The organism is Cupriavidus sp. GW823-FHT06D04 (genome assembly GCF_058795055.1).
Genome location: NZ_JBXAHL010000043.1, coordinates 1 through 14,291, shown reverse-complemented (window position 1 = coordinate 14,291; position 14,291 = coordinate 1). Strand labels below are relative to the sequence as shown.

Annotated in this window: 11 protein-coding genes; 4 read left to right on the top strand and 7 right to left on the bottom strand. The window is 67.0% G+C overall.

Going from position 1 to position 14,291, the window contains the following annotated elements:
- Nucleotides 1-50: 50 nt before the first annotated feature.
- The 3 genes from acnD to prpB form a co-directional block, all read right to left on the bottom strand.
- A complete protein-coding gene (acnD, locus tag AC1Q7H_RS33775) occupies nt 51-2,663 on the bottom strand; it encodes a Fe/S-dependent 2-methylisocitrate dehydratase AcnD (protein ID WP_153955943.1) in 2,613 nt (870 codons plus the stop codon).
- 122 nt (nt 2,664-2,785) lie between these two features.
- Complete coding sequence (gene prpC / locus AC1Q7H_RS33770) at nt 2,786-3,943, bottom strand: bifunctional 2-methylcitrate synthase/citrate synthase (RefSeq protein ID WP_013956855.1); 1,158 nt, start codon at nt 3,941-3,943, stop codon at nt 2,786-2,788.
- An 87-nt stretch (nt 3,944-4,030) separates the two neighbouring features.
- Nucleotides 4,031-4,939, bottom strand: a complete 909-nt coding sequence (gene prpB, locus AC1Q7H_RS33765; RefSeq protein ID WP_013956854.1) for a methylisocitrate lyase — start codon at nt 4,937-4,939, stop codon at nt 4,031-4,033.
- 281 nt (nt 4,940-5,220) lie between these two features.
- On the opposite strand from prpB, the gene prpR reads away from it, so the two are divergent.
- Nucleotides 5,221-7,185, top strand: coding sequence for a propionate catabolism operon regulatory protein PrpR (gene prpR / locus AC1Q7H_RS33760; protein ID WP_153956252.1), 1,965 nt, complete (start codon nt 5,221-5,223; stop codon nt 7,183-7,185).
- Between the two features lie 13 nt (nt 7,186-7,198).
- Here the strand turns inward: prpR and AC1Q7H_RS33755 are convergent, their stop codons facing one another.
- Together AC1Q7H_RS33755 and AC1Q7H_RS33750 are read right to left on the bottom strand one after the other, a co-directional pair.
- Entirely contained in the window at nt 7,199-8,200 is a 1,002-nt protein-coding gene (locus AC1Q7H_RS33755; RefSeq protein ID WP_013956851.1) for a cysteine synthase A, read from the bottom strand.
- A gap of 115 nt (nt 8,201-8,315) precedes the next feature.
- Nucleotides 8,316-8,609, bottom strand: a complete 294-nt coding sequence (locus tag AC1Q7H_RS33750; RefSeq protein WP_010812104.1) for a putative quinol monooxygenase — start codon at nt 8,607-8,609, stop codon at nt 8,316-8,318.
- A gap of 225 nt (nt 8,610-8,834) precedes the next feature.
- Here AC1Q7H_RS33750 and AC1Q7H_RS33745 point away from each other — a divergent pair, with 225 nt between their 5' ends.
- Nucleotides 8,835-10,058: a cyclic di-GMP phosphodiesterase gene (locus AC1Q7H_RS33745; RefSeq protein ID WP_013956848.1), complete on the top strand. Its 1,224-nt coding sequence runs from the start codon at nt 8,835-8,837 to the stop codon at nt 10,056-10,058.
- 15 nt (nt 10,059-10,073) lie between these two features.
- Here AC1Q7H_RS33745 and AC1Q7H_RS33740 read toward each other — a convergent pair whose 3' ends face one another.
- On the bottom strand, nt 10,074-10,982 hold the full coding sequence (locus tag AC1Q7H_RS33740; protein ID WP_153956253.1) for a LysR family transcriptional regulator: 909 nt from the start codon (nt 10,980-10,982) through the stop codon (nt 10,074-10,076).
- Between the two features lie 117 nt (nt 10,983-11,099).
- On the opposite strand from AC1Q7H_RS33740, the gene AC1Q7H_RS33735 reads away from it, so the two are divergent.
- Together AC1Q7H_RS33735 and AC1Q7H_RS33730 are read left to right on the top strand one after the other, a co-directional pair.
- A complete protein-coding gene (locus tag AC1Q7H_RS33735; protein WP_018313582.1) occupies nt 11,100-11,417 on the top strand; it encodes a DMT family transporter in 318 nt (105 codons plus the stop codon).
- A 92-nt stretch (nt 11,418-11,509) separates the two neighbouring features.
- On the top strand, nt 11,510-12,841 hold the full coding sequence (locus tag AC1Q7H_RS33730) for a mechanosensitive ion channel family protein (protein WP_013956845.1): 1,332 nt from the start codon (nt 11,510-11,512) through the stop codon (nt 12,839-12,841).
- Nucleotides 12,842-12,855: 14 nt separating this feature from the next.
- Here AC1Q7H_RS33730 and purT read toward each other — a convergent pair whose 3' ends face one another.
- Nucleotides 12,856-14,061, bottom strand: coding sequence for a formate-dependent phosphoribosylglycinamide formyltransferase (gene purT / locus AC1Q7H_RS33725; protein ID WP_080569540.1), 1,206 nt, complete (start codon nt 14,059-14,061; stop codon nt 12,856-12,858).
- Nucleotides 14,062-14,291 lie beyond the last annotated feature (230 nt).

Sequence of the window (14,291 nt, the reverse complement as noted above, 5' to 3'; positions counted from 1 at the left end):
CGCCCCCCCCCCCCCCCCCCCCCCCCCCCCCCCCGGGCCCATGTCACAGCTTATGCAGCCGAACGGGTCGACTCAAGGAAGTCCTGCGCGAAGCGCTGCAGCACGCCGCCGGCTTCGTAGATCGACACTTCCTCGTCGCTGTCGAGGCGACAGGTCACCGGCACCTCGACGCGCTCGCCGTTCTTGCGGTTCACCACCAGCGTCAACGTGGCGCGCGGCTGGCGCTCGCCGATCACGTCATAGGTCTCGGTGCCGTCCAGGCCCAGCGTCAGGCGGTTCACGCCCGGCTTGAACTCCAGCGGCAGCACGCCCATGCCGATCAGGTTGGTGCGGTGGATGCGCTCGAAGCCCTCGGCGACGATGACCTCGACGCCAGCCAGGCGCACGCCCTTGGCGGCCCAGTCGCGCGACGAGCCCTGGCCATAGTCCGCGCCGGCGATGATGATCAGCGGCTGCTTACGGTCCATGTAGGTCTCGATGGCCTCCCACATGCGCACGACCTTGCCTTCCGGCTCGATGCGCGCCAGCGAACCCTTCTTGACCTGGCCGTCGACCACGGCCATTTCATTGATCAGGGTCGGGTTGGCAAAGGTGGCGCGCTGCGCGGTCAGGTGGTCGCCGCGGTGGGTCGCGTACGAGTTGAAGTCCTCTTCCGGCAGGCCCATCTTGGCCAGGTATTCACCCGCGGCGCTGTTAAGCATGATGGCGTTGGACGGCGACAGGTGGTCGGTGGTGATGTTGTCGCCCAGCACCGCCAGCGGACGCAGCGCCTTGAGCGTACGCTCGCCGGCCAGCGCGCCTTCCCAGTAGGGCGGACGGCGGATATAGGTGCTCTGCGGGCGCCAGTCGTACAGCGGGCTGACGGACTCGCCGCTGGCCGCGGTGATGGCGAACATCGGCTCGTAGACCTTGCGGAACTGCTCGGGCTTGACGCTCTTTGCCACGATCGCGTCGATCTCTTCGTCGCTCGGCCAGATGTCCTTCAGGTACACCGGCTTGCCGGCCTGGTCCGTGCCCAGCACGTCCTTTTCGATATCGAAGCGGATGGTGCCAGCGATGGCATAGGCCACCACCAGCGGCGGCGAGGCAAGGAAGGCCTGCTTGGCGTACGGGTGGATGCGGCCGTCGAAATTGCGGTTGCCGGACAGCACTGCCGTGGCGTACAGGTCGCGGTCGATGATTTCCTGCTGGATCTTGGGATCCAAGGCGCCCGACATGCCGTTGCACGTGGTGCAGGCAAAGGCGACGATGCCGAAGCCGAGCTTCTCCAGGTCCGGCAGCAGGTTCGCTTCTTCCAGGTACAGTTCGACCGCCTTGGAGCCGGGCGCCAGCGACGACTTGACCCACGGCTTGCGCGCCAGGCCGCGCGCATTGGCGTTGCGCGCCAGCAGCGCGGCGGCAATCACATTACGCGGGTTGCTGGTGTTGGTGCAGCTGGTGATGGCGGCGATGATCACGGCGCCGTCCGGCATCAGGCCTTCGGCTTCCTGCGCGCGGGCCTTGTCCAGGTCGACGGCGATGCCGCGCTCGGCCAGCGCGGAGGTCGGCAGGCGCTTGTGCGGGTTGGACGGGCCGGCCATATTGCGCACCACGCTCGACAGGTCGAACTTCAGCACGCGCTCGTACTCGGCGTTCTTCAGCGAATCCGCCCACAGGCCGGCAGTCTTGGCGTACGTTTCGACCAGCTTGAGCTGCTCGTCGGTGCGGCCGGTCAGGCGCAGGTAGTCAATGGTCTGCTCGTCGATGAAGAACATCGCGGCAGTGGCGCCATATTCCGGGGCCATGTTGGAAATAGTCGCACGGTCGCCGAGCGTCAGGCTAGAGGCGCCTTCGCCACGGAACTCCAGATAGGCGCCGACAACTTTTTCCTTGCGCAGGAATTCAGTCAGGGCCAGCACGATGTCGGTGGCGGTAATGCCGGGCTGGCGCTTGCCGGTCAGCTCCACGCCGACGATATCGGGCAGGCGCATCCACGAGGCGCGGCCGAGCATCACGTTCTCGGCTTCCAGGCCGCCCACGCCGATGGCGATCACGCCCAGCGCATCCACGTGCGGGGTGTGGCTGTCGGTGCCGACGCAGGTATCGGGGTAGGCCACGCCACTATCAGCGTGGATCACCGGCGACATCTTCTCCAGGTTGATCTGGTGCATGATGCCGTTGCCCGGCGGGATCACATCGACGTTCTTGAACGCCTGCTTGGTCCAGTCGATGAAATGGAAGCGGTCTTCGTTGCGGCGGTCTTCGATGGCGCGGTTCTTGGCGAAGGCATCGGGATCGAAGCCGCCGCACTCCACCGCCAGCGAGTGATCGACGATCAGTTGCACCGGCACCACCGGGTTGACCTTGGCGGGGTCGCCGCCCTGGTCGGCAATGGCGTCGCGCAGGCCGGCCAGGTCCACCAGCGCGGTCTGGCCCAGGATGTCATGGCACACCACGCGCGCCGGGAACCACGGGAAATCGAGGTCGCGCTTGCGCCCGATCAGCTGCTTCAGCGAATCCGTCAGCGTGGCGGGATCGCAGCGGCGCACCAGGTTTTCTGCCAGCACGCGCGACGTGTACGGCAGCTTGTCGTAGGCACCCGGCTGGATTGCCTCGACCGCGGCGCGCGCGTCAAAGTAATCCAGCTTGGTGCCCGGTAGCGGTTTGCGGTTTGCAGAATTCATGGTGTAGGGAAATCAATATAGGTATGAAAAAGGGGTAGTGGTCCCATGTCAGCGACCAACTACCCCCTTGCCCGCAGGCCCGGATCAATGCAACCCGACGCGGAGCAAACCGGCAGCCGGTCTTACTTGCGATCCTTCAGCGGCACGAACTTCAGGTTCTCCGGGCCGGTGTAGTTGGCACTCGGGCGGATGATCTTGTTGTCGATACGCTGCTCGATGATGTGCGCGGCCCAGCCCGAGGTGCGCGCGATCACAAACAGCGGCGTGAACATCGCCGTCGGCACGCCCATCATGTGGTAGCTCACCGCGCTGAACCAGTCCAGGTTCGGGAACATCTTCTTGATGTCTCCCATCACCGTTTCCAGGCGCTCGGCGATGTCGAACATCTTCATCGAGCCGGCGTCCTTCGACAGCCTCTTCGCCACGTCCTTGATCACCTGGTTGCGCGGGTCGCTGATGGTGTACACCGGGTGGCCGAAGCCGATCACGACTTCCTTGTTCTCGACGCGGCGGGTGATGTCGGCCTGGGCCTCATCCGGGTTGTCGTAGCGCTTCTGGATCTCGAACGCGACCTCGTTGGCGCCGCCGTGCTTGGGGCCGCGCAGCGCGCCGATGGCGCCGCTGATCGACGAATACATGTCCGAACCCGTGCCGGCGATCACGCGGGCGGCGAAGGTCGAGGCGTTGAACTCGTGCTCGGCGTACAGGTTCAGCGAGGTGTTCATGGCGCGCTCCCACAGTGCCGACGGCTTCTCGCCGTGCAGCAGGTGCAGGAAATGGCCGCCGATGGAGTCATCGTCGGTTTCCACCTCGATACGGCGGCCGTTGTGGCTGTAGTGATACCAGTACAGCAGCATCGAGCCCAGGCTGGCCATCAGGCGGTCGGCGATGTCGCGCGCGCCCGGGGTGTTGTGGTCTTCCTTCTCCGGCAGCACGGTGCCCAGCACCGACACGCCGGTGCGCATCACGTCCATCGGGTGGGCGCTGGCGGGCACCCATTCGAGCGCGGCCTTCACATTGGCGGGCAGGCCGCGCAGGCTCTTGAGCTTGGCCTTGTAGGCGGCCAGTTCGGATTTGGTCGGCAGCTTGCCGTGCACCAGCAGGTGGGCGATCTCCTCGAACTCGCAGGTCTCGGCGATGTCGAGGATGTCGTAGCCGCGGTAGTGCAGGTCGTTGCCGGTGCGGCCGACGGTGCACAGCGCGGTATTGCCGGCGGTCACGCCCGACAGAGCGACGGATTTCTTGGGCTTGGGAGTGACGAGCGGTTGCGCTTCGGACATCTGGGTCTCCTTTGTGTGATGCCTGGTATTGCCTGTCTGTTGTCGTGCAAGCGGCCGGGACAAAGCCCGGCCGCGCGTGAGTCTTACTTACTTGCCCTTGCCTTGTGCGAAGAGCGCGTCCAGCTTCTGCTCGAAGTCATGGTAGCCGATGCTCTCGTAGAGCTCGGCGCGGGTCTGCATGGTATCGACCACGTTCTTCTGCGTGCCGTCGCGGCGGATGGCCGCGTAGACGTTCTCCGCCGCCTTGTTCATGGCGCGGAAGGCCGACAGCGGGTACAGCACCATCGACACGCCGGCGCCGCCGAGTTCCTCGGTGGTGAACAGCGGAGTGGCGCCGAATTCGGTGATATTGGCCAGCACCGGCACCTTCACCGCATCGACAAACTTGCGGTACATGGCCAGGTCGGTCATGGCTTCCGGGAAGATGGCGTCGGCGCCGGCTTCCACGCACGCGACGGCGCGCTCGATGGCCTTGTCCAGGCCTTCGACGGCGAGCGCGTCGGTGCGGGCCATGATGACGAAATTCTCGTCGGTGCGGGCGTCGACGGCGGCCCTGATGCGGTCGACCATTTCACCCTGCGTGACGATTTCCTTGTTGGGGCGGTGGCCGCAGCGCTTGGCGCCGACCTGGTCTTCGATATGCATGGCCGCCGCGCCAAACTTGATCAGCGACTTGGTGGTGCGGGCCACGTTGAAGGCCGAGGCGCCGAAGCCGGTGTCGACGTCCACCAGCAGCGGCGTGTCGCACACGTCGGTGATGCGGCGGATATCGGTCAGCACGTCGTCCAGGTTCGAGATGCCCAGGTCCGGCAGGCCCAGCGAGCCGGCCGCAACGCCGCCGCCCGACAGGTAGATGGCCCGGTAGCCGGCGCGCTTGGCCAGCAGGGCGTGGTTGGCATTGATGGTGCCGACTACCTGCAGCGGATGCTCGTCGGCAAGCGCCTGGCGGAAGCGGGCGCCAGCGGAGCGCGCGAGGTCGGAAGCGGAGTAGGTCATGGCGTATGCGTTGGTGAACAGGACGGGCCTAATACTGCAAGGGGTGTGCCAAGCCCTTGGGCGGGCCCGCGGGAAATCCGCCAGCCTTTGTCAGCGCTGGGCTGGCGGGCAGGGCGGCTGGCCTCGCCGCCGATTCCATGTCATTTTTTCAGCACAATTGAATTTCAAAATCACAAGTTTGGAATTCAAAGTTGAAATCCCGGGCTGCGTGGCGGACAATGTGCCAGCACTGTACGCCTGTTCGTCCCGGGTTTCACCACGCATTCTTTCCGCATTGCACCATGGCTCCTCCCGTTTCCACGCAAGCCCGTCCGCGCATCTGGGCCATCGGCATCAGCCGCCTGGCACGCGCCTTCGCCGACCTGATTCCGGCCTACGCCGACCGGGCCGAATTCCGCATCGTCGGCAAGGGTTTCGAGGCCGCCGCCAGCGCCGTGGCGCGCGAGGCGCGCGAGGGCCGGCTCGACGTGGTGGTGGCGGGCGGCTCCAACGGCGCCTACCTGCGCCAGCACGTGGATGTGCCGGTGGTGCTGGTCAAGGTCACGGGCTTTGACGTGATGAGCGCGTTAGCCACCGCGCGGCGCATCTCGCCGCGGGTGGCGCTGGTCACGCACGCGTCGACGTATGCCGAGGTGGATGAATTCGTGCGCGCGTTCTCGCTGTTGGTCCCGGCCTATACCTACCTGACCGAGGACGATGCCGTCGCACGCGTAAAGGCGCTCAAGCAGGAGGGCATCCAGGTCGTGGTCGGCCCCGGCCTGGTGACCGACCTGGCCGACCGCTATGGCCTGACCGGCGTGTTCCTGTACTCCGGCAACTCGGTGCGCATGGCGCTGGAAGACGCGATCGAGGCCGCGCGCCTGCGCCGCATCGAGGCCACCCGGCGCGACTACGTCAACACCATCCTGGCGCACCTGAACGAGGGCGTGGCGGCGGTGGATGCCGAAGGGCGCATCCAGTCGTTCAACCCGGCGATGGAGCGCTTTCTCGGCACTTCCGTCGCCGCCGCGGTCGGGCGCAAGCTGCAGACGCTGGCGCCAAACCTGGCGCTCGAAGGCGTGATGCAGAGCGGTGACAAGGAACTGGAAGCGATCCACAAGCTCGGCGACAAAATGGTGGTGGTCAACCGCATCCCCATCATCGGCGAAGCCGGCACCACCGGCGCCGTGCTGACCATCCAGGACGCCAGCGCGATCCAGCGCGTGGACCGCAACCTGCGCTCGCGCGCCCGCACGCGGCCGGCCGGGGTGCGCTACAGCCTGGACGACCTGGCCGGCACCTCCGCGGCCATGACCGAGCTGCGCGAACTGGCGCGGCGCTACGCGGCGGTGGATTCCACCGTGCTGATCGGCGGCGAGAGCGGCACCGGCAAGGAGGTGCTGGCGCAGGGCATGCACGACGCCAGCCCGCGCCGCGCGTTCCCGTTCGTGGCGGTCAATTGCGCGGCCTTCCCCGAGGCGCTGCTGGAGAGCGAGCTGTTCGGCTATGAAGAGGGCGCCTTCACCGGTGCGCGCCGTGGCGGCAAGGCCGGCCTGTTCGAGTCGGCCCACAACGGCACGCTGTTCCTCGACGAGGTGGGCGACATGCCATCCGCGCTGCAGACGCGCCTGCTGCGCGTGCTGCAGGAAAAGCAGGTGCTGCCGATCGGCGGCCTCGACGCCGTACCGGTCAACGTGCGCGTGATCGGCGCCACTCACCGCGACCTGGCCGCGATGGTGCGCGATGGCTCATTCCGGCAGGACCTGTACTACCGCCTCAATATCCTGCGCATCGAGATGCCGCCGCTGCGCGACCGCTCTGAAGACCTGCAGGAGCTGGCCGAGCTGCTGTACCGGCGCGCCCAGGAGCGCCTGGGCATGGACCGGCCGCAGCGCCTGCCCGCCTCGGCCCGCGCGCGGCTGGCGCGCTACCGCTGGCCGGGCAATATCCGCGAGCTGGAAAACGTGACCGAACGGATCGCCGTGCTGGTGGCCGGGCGCCGGCTGGACAGCGACGCGCTGCAGCGCGAGCTGCAGGCAGCCGTGCCGGAGCTGTTTGGCGATGGCATGCTGGCGCCGGCCGAGGCCGACGCTGAGCACGCCGCGCCGGCAACACGCCCGCGCCGTTCCCTGGCTGGCGTGAAGCAGTCCAGCGAAGTCGAGCATATCCGGCGCGTGCTGGCCGAGTGCGGCGGCGACCGCGCCGCGGCCTGCCATATCCTTGGCATCAGCCCGACCACGCTGTGGCGGCGGCTCAAGGCGGCGTGAGCCGCGCAGGCATTTACCCGGCGGGGCCGGCACGCCGGAACGGAATCGGCTGCAGCCCCTTGCCCTCCAGCCAGGCTTCATTGAACAGCCGTGCCATGTACAGGTCGCCGCGGTCACATAGCAGCGTGACGATGGTATGGCCCGGCCCCATCTCGCGCGCCAGCGCCACCGCGGCGCCGACGTTGATTCCCGACGACCCGCCCACGAACAAGCCCTCCTCGCGCAGCAGGCGGTAGACCATGTCCACGCAGGTCTGGTCGTCGATGCGCACCGCGTCGTCGATGGGCGTGTCCTGCAGGTTGGCGGTCACCCGGCTGGAGCCGATGCCTTCGGTGATCGAGCTGCCTTCGACCTTGACCTCGCGGTGCTTGACGAAGTGGTACAGGCCGCTGCCGTGCGGGTCGGCCAGCACGATGCGCACGCCGGGCTTGTGCTCTTTCAGGCAGCGCGCGATGCCGGCCAGCGAGCCGCCGGTGCCGGTGGAGCAGGTGAAGGCATCGATGTGCCCGCCGGTGGCGTGCCAGATCTCGGGCCCGGTGGTCTCGTAGTGGGCCTGGCGGTTGGCCAGGTTGTCGAACTGGTTGGCCCAGATCGCGTTGTCGGTCTGGTCGGCCAGCCGGCCGGCAATCTTCTGGTAGTTGTCCGGATCGGCGTAAGGCTTGGCGGGCACCGCGCGGACCTCGGCGCCGAGCATGCGCAGCCGCTCCATTTTCTCGGGCGACTGCGTGTCAGGTATCACGACGATGCAGCGGTAGCCACGCGCCGCGCACAGGTGGGCCAGGCCGATGCCGGTATTGCCGGCGGTGCCTTCGATGACCGTGCCGCCGGGCGTCAGCAGCCCGCGCCGTTCGGCATCACGGATGATGTAGAGTGCCGCGCGGTCCTTGACCGAGCCGCCTGGATTGAGGAATTCCGCCTTGCCGTAGATATCGCAGCCGGTTTCGGCGCTCAGGCCGGCCAGCCGGATCAGCGGGGTGTGGCCGATGGTGCCGGCAAATCCATCCCTGACTTCCATGGTGCACTCCTGCCGTGCCCGCTCCGGGCGTCACATTGAGTGATAGATCGGGGCGGCGGGAATGACAAGCAGGGGGACGGCCAGAAGTGACCGGGATTGCCCGTGGCCAGGCGGATCAGGCGGCGTTGAGCCAGCGGAAACTGAAATCGCCTTCGACGAAATCCGCGCGCGAGGCGTGGAAATCGCGCATATAGGGCCGGTTCAGGTGCGATTCGAGCGCGCGCTTGGAGTCCCAGACCATGTAGATCACAAAGACCCGCGCATCCTCGGCGTCTTGCCCGACGTGGTAGTCCAGGCAGCCGGGCTCGGTCAGCCCGCGCGAGCGCAGCGTGGTGAGCTGGGATACCAGCGCCTCGCGGCGGTGGGTCTTGGCACGGGCGATGCCGACTAGCGTGTACGTTCCGGACATGGGTGAACGGGGGCGACTGGCTGGCGTCTGTGAGCACTGGGCAGGCCATTGTAGCGCCGGCGGTACCGCCCCCCGGCAATGCCCGAGGACGCCGTCCGGGCATTCGGGCGGCGCTTGACAAGGGCGGGCGGCACGGTTCCTCCCCGCAATGGGGGCTAAAGTCCTGCCGGCGGCCGCCGATAAACGGATCGACAACAAGAAAACCATCATCCGAGGGGGTAACGCATGTTGAGACGCATACGGTCGGAACAACTGCAGGTCGGGATGTTTGTCGCCAGGCTTGGCGGCCCGTGGATCAACCATCCGTTCTGGCGCGCAAAGTTCCTGGTCGCCACTGAGGACCAGGTCCGGCAGATACAGTCGGCAGGGGTGCAGGAGGTCTGGATCGATATTCTGAAGGGCCGCAACGTACCGGCGCCGGACACGCCGGAAATACCCGGACCCGTCCCGGCCCCGGAGTCGACACCCGACCCCATGGATCCGGCCACCGTGCCGCCACCCGCCGCCACGCTTGATGCCGAGATCGTCCGCGCGCGCGAGCTGCTGCAATCCGGCAAGGCCGTGATCGGCTCGATGTTCGCCGACATCCGCATGGGCCGGGCGCTGGAGGTCAGCGGCGCGCTGCTGCTGGTCGATTCCGCCTCGCGCTCGCTGTCGCGCCATGGGCAGGCGTTGCTGGCGCTGGCGCGGCTCAAGGCGCGTGGCGACGACAACTACCTGCACGCCTTCGCCGTCTGCGCGCTGATGATCGCCGTCGGCCGCACGCTGGGCCTGCCCGACGACGAGGTGCGCGAACTCGGCCTGGCCGGCCTGGTCCACGACATCGGCAAGCTGACGCTGCCCGCGGCCCCGGTCCACAAGGCCAGCGAACGCACGCCCGAGGAAGAGGAGATCTACCGCCGGCATCCATCGGCTGGCTACCGCATCCTGAACGAGGCCCGGCTCTATTCGAACATCCCGCTCGATGTCTGCGTCCACCATCACGAACGCGTGGACGGGCGCGGCTTCCCCTACGGCCTGGCGGGGAACGAACTGAGCGTGCACGCCAAGATCGGCGCGATCTGCGATGCCTATGATTCGCTCACTTCCAGCCGCCCGGGCCACCGGCCGTGGTCGCCGGCCCGCGCCATGGAATACATGGCCGTGCGTGTCGACACGCTGTTCGACCGGCGCGTGTTCAAGGCCTTCACCCGCACCGTCGGCATCTATCCGCTCGGCACCGTGCTGCGGCTGCGTTCGAACCGGCTGGCGGTGGTCTGCGCGCAGAACGAGGCCGATCCGCTGCGGCCGAAGGTGATGGCGTTCTATTCCGTATCGCAGTCCAGGCCCGTCCCCACCGAACTGATCGACCTGCGCCACAGCGACGAGACGGTGGTGGCGTTCGAGAATGCCGCTGACTGGGGGTATGCGGATGAGCAGCTGATGGAGATGTATGCGGCGGCGGCCTGAACCGGGGGCAAGTCTTCAGCCCGCCACCCATTCCCCTTGTCTCAGCCGCTCATACAGGAAATCGCCCAACACCCGCACGCGCGCGCTGTGCCTGAGATCCGGATGCGTCAGCACCCACAAATCGGTATCCATGGCTTCATCGACTGGCGCCAGCCGCACCAGGTCTGGGTTAGCCCCGGCCAGCAGGCACAGCAGCATGCCGGCGCCCATGCCGTGCCGTACGGCATCCGCCATGGCCACCAGGCTGTCGGCACTGACGGCGCGGCGGGGTTCCGGCACGTGATCGCGTATCCAGCGCGCCTGGGCAAGGTGGGATAGCGCATCGTCCGGCACGACCCAGTCATAGGCCGACCAGTCCGCCAGCCGCGGATGGTCGGCTTCCGTTGGCAGGCCGAGTTGCTGCAGGTAGCGCCGTGCCGCATACGGCGCCGTCTGCAGCCGCCCGATACGGCGGCCCACCAGGTACTCCGGCGGCGCATTCGCCGGCCGGATCGCCACATCGGCCTCGCGCCGGCTCAGGCTCAGGAAGCTGTTGTTGATGACGATCTGCAGCTGGATGCGCGGGTGCATCGACCGGAATTCTGCAAACAAGGGCATCAGCAGTCCACCCAGCAGCGTGTCGGTCGTGGTCACGCGCAATGGCCCGCTCAGCTGGCTGTCGAGGCCGGACAGCTGGCGCTGGGCAGCATCGATCTGCTCGCCGACGCCGGCCAGCCGGTGCGCCAGGGCCTCGCCTGCGGCGGTCATGGCGTAGCCGGTGGCATGGCGTTCGAACAGCAGGGTGCCCAGGGTCTCTTCCAGCCGCGCCAGCCGGCGCAGGACTGTGGAATGGTTGACGTGCAGGGCGCGCGCGGCGCCTGCGAGCGAGCCGGACTGGCCCACGGCAAGGAAATACTTCAGGTCGTCCCAGTCTGCTTCCTGCATGTTTGCATAGCCCCTTTGCAGAATTCGCCAGTTTTCGTGCTGATCTGCACAGCCTACAGTGGCGTCGCGTGCCCGGCAATGGGTGTCGGGCGGCACACCTGGATGAAAGACATGGCAATGGCGTGGATGCTGCTGGTGCTGGCGGGCCTGATCGAGATCGTGATGGCGCTGGCGCTCAAACATACCGACGGCTGGACGCGGCCCGGGCCGACAGCACTGGGCATCGGGGCGGCGCTGGCCAGTATCTTCCTGCTCAGCGCGGCGCTGCGGCACTTGCCGGTCGGGACGGCTTACGCAATCTGGACCGGGATCGGGGCGATCGGGGTGACGGTGATCGGCATCCTGTTCCTGGGCGAAAGCGCGGCGCCGATGCGGCTGGTGTTGATCGGGCTGATCTTTGTCGGTATTGGCGGGCTGAAGCTGCTGCCGGCGTAGGACCTTGGGGGGAATCCGTTTCGGATTCGGGGTGTGGCGGACACGTTCTGTACACTATCTGGCCAAGCCACTGGCTATAAAGTCGCCCCTCCATGAGTTTCGATGTCCTGCTGGCGCTGTTCCAGCAACGTATTCCAGCCCATCCATGGGCCCAGATTGCCTCGTACCTGCTGGTGCTGGTGCTGATCGCCGTGGTGGCTCAGTGGCTGTTCGGCCACGTGATGTCGCGTATCGCCCATCGCTTGCTGACGGTATGGGGCAAGGCCCCCTGGAGCAAGGCGCTGACGCGTTATCGTGCCTATCGGCGCTTCGGCTATGCGGTCGGGTTCGCGGTGATCACCGTCGGCATTGGCGAAGTGCCGCACATGGGCCGCTATGCGCTGGCCATCGAGCGCCTGGCCCATGCCGGCCTGTGGATCTGCTTTTTCCTGATGCTAGGCGGCGTGCTGAGCGCCTGGCAGGACGTATACGCCAGCAGCCGCGAGGCACAGACGCGCTCGATCAAGGGCTATATCCAGGTGGGGCGGCTCGGGCTGGGGCTGGTGTGCTCGGTGCTGGTGCTGTCGATCCTGATCAACCGCTCGCCGCTGTGGATGCTGTCCGGCCTGGGTGCGCTGTCGGCGGTGCTGCTGCTGGTGTTCAAGGACACGCTGTTGTCGCTGGTGGCCAGTACCCAGCTGACCTCGAACGACATGCTGCGCATCGGCGACTGGATCGAGATGCCCCAGTGCAATGCCGACGGCTACGTCAAGGACATCGCCCTGCATACGGTCAAGGTGCAGAACTGGGACAACACCGTGACCACGGTGCCGACCTACAAGCTGTTCTCCGAGAGCTACCGCAACTACCGGCAGATGTTCGAATCCGGCGCGCGGCGCATCAAGCGCACGTTGCGGCTGGATGCGGGCAGCGTGCGCTTTCTGGAGGACCGGGAAGTGCAGGCGCTGATGCGCTTCCGGCTGCTGCACGACTACCTGGAGGAGAAGCAGGCCGAGGTCGACGAGGCCAACCGCCTGCTGATTGCCGCCGGCAATGACCCGGTCAACCGGCGCCGGCTGACCAATGTCGGCACCTTCCGCGCCTATGGCATTGCCTACCTGAAGGCGCACCCGGAGATCCACCACGACCTGCTGCTGAACGTGCGCATGATGGAGCCCGATTCGCAGGGCATCCCGGTGGAGATCTACTGCTTTACCGCGCTGACTGCGTGGATGGACTATGAGCGCATCCAGGGCGATGTCTTCGACCACCTGCTGGCGATCCTGCCCGAGCTGGGCCTGCGCCTGTACCAGGCGCCGTCAGGCGCGGATCTGACCGGCGTGCGCATCTCGCCGGTGCTGGCCGCGGCGCAGGTGGCGGCGGCACAGGCCACCGTCCATCATGCCCCTGCCCACGGCGCCGCCGCGGGCAGCCATCCGATCTGAGCTGCGCCTGACGCTCAGCCGACCGCGCGCGGACGCACGCGGCTGGCGGCTTCCTTGGCGCGGGTGCGGGCGGTGTCGACATCGTCCGCGTAGGCCAGCGCCACACCCATGCGGCGCTTGATGAAGCTCTCGGGCTTGCCGAACAGGCGCACCTCGGTCTGAGGCACGCTTAGTGCCTGGTCCACGCCATCGAAGACCACCCCCTGGGCATCCACGCCGCCGTAGATCACGGCGCTGGCGCCGGGGCTGCGCAGCGTGGTGTCGACCGGCAGGCCCAGGATGGCGCGGGCATGCAGTTCGAACTCGTTCTGCCATTGCGTGGCCATGGTGACCATGCCGGTGTCGTGCGGACGCGGGCTGACCTCGCTGAACCAGACCTGCTCACCCTTGACGAACAGCTCCACGCCGAACAGGCCCATGCCGCCCAAGTCTGCCGTGACCGCCTGCGCAATGCGCTGGGCGGTTTCCAGCGCGGCGGGGTGCATCGGCTGCGGCTGCCAGCTCTCGACGTAGTCGCCGCTGACCTGGACGTGGCCAATCGGGGCGCAGAACTGCGTTTCCACCTGGCCGCTGGCGCCCATGGCGCGCACGGTCAGCAGCGTGATCTCGTAGTCGAAATCGATAAAGCCTTCCACGATCACGCGGCCGTGGCTGACGCGGCCGCCGGCCATTGCGTAGTCCCAGGCCGCCTTGACGCCATCGGGACCGTCGATCTTGCTCTGGCCCTTGCCGGAGCTGCTCATCACCGGCTTGACCACGCACGGGTAGCCGATGCCGCCGTCGATGGCAGCCTGCAGTTCATCCAGCGAATCGCAGAACTTGTACGGGCTGGTCGGCAGGCCGAGCGATTCGGCGGCCAGGCGGCGGATGCCTTCGCGGTCCATGGTCAGGCGCGCGGCGCGGGCGGTGGGGATCACGCGCACGGTGCCGGCGGCTTCCAAGGTTTCGAGCATGGGCGTGGCGATGGCCTCGATCTCGGGCACGACCAGGTGCGGCTTTTCCGCCTCGATCAGCGCCTTGAGCTGGTCCGGGTCGCTCATGGCGATGGTGCGCGCGTGGTGGGCTACCTGCTGGCCGGGTGCATTGTCATAGCGGTCGACGGCGATGGTTTCCACACCCAGGCGCTGCAGTGCAATCAGCACTTCCTTGCCCAGCTCGCCGGAGCCGAGCAGCATCACTTTGGTGGCAGAGGGGGAGAGAGGCGTTCCGAGGGTGGTCATGGCAGCGGGTGGGACGGGAAGGAAAGCCGAGATTGTACGTGTTGGGGGCTGTCTGTGGCGCCGGCGGGGGGCGCATATTGGTATGGGCCGGGGAAGGGCTTGGCGCGCGTGCCACCCAATTCAGCGAAGCACCATAAAAAGACCCGCGCGGGGCTAATGCCGTTCAGTTAAGGTCCTTTCTGAGGAACCGGACGGTGTAGCGCTTAGGCAGGGCTTTGACCACGCGGGGG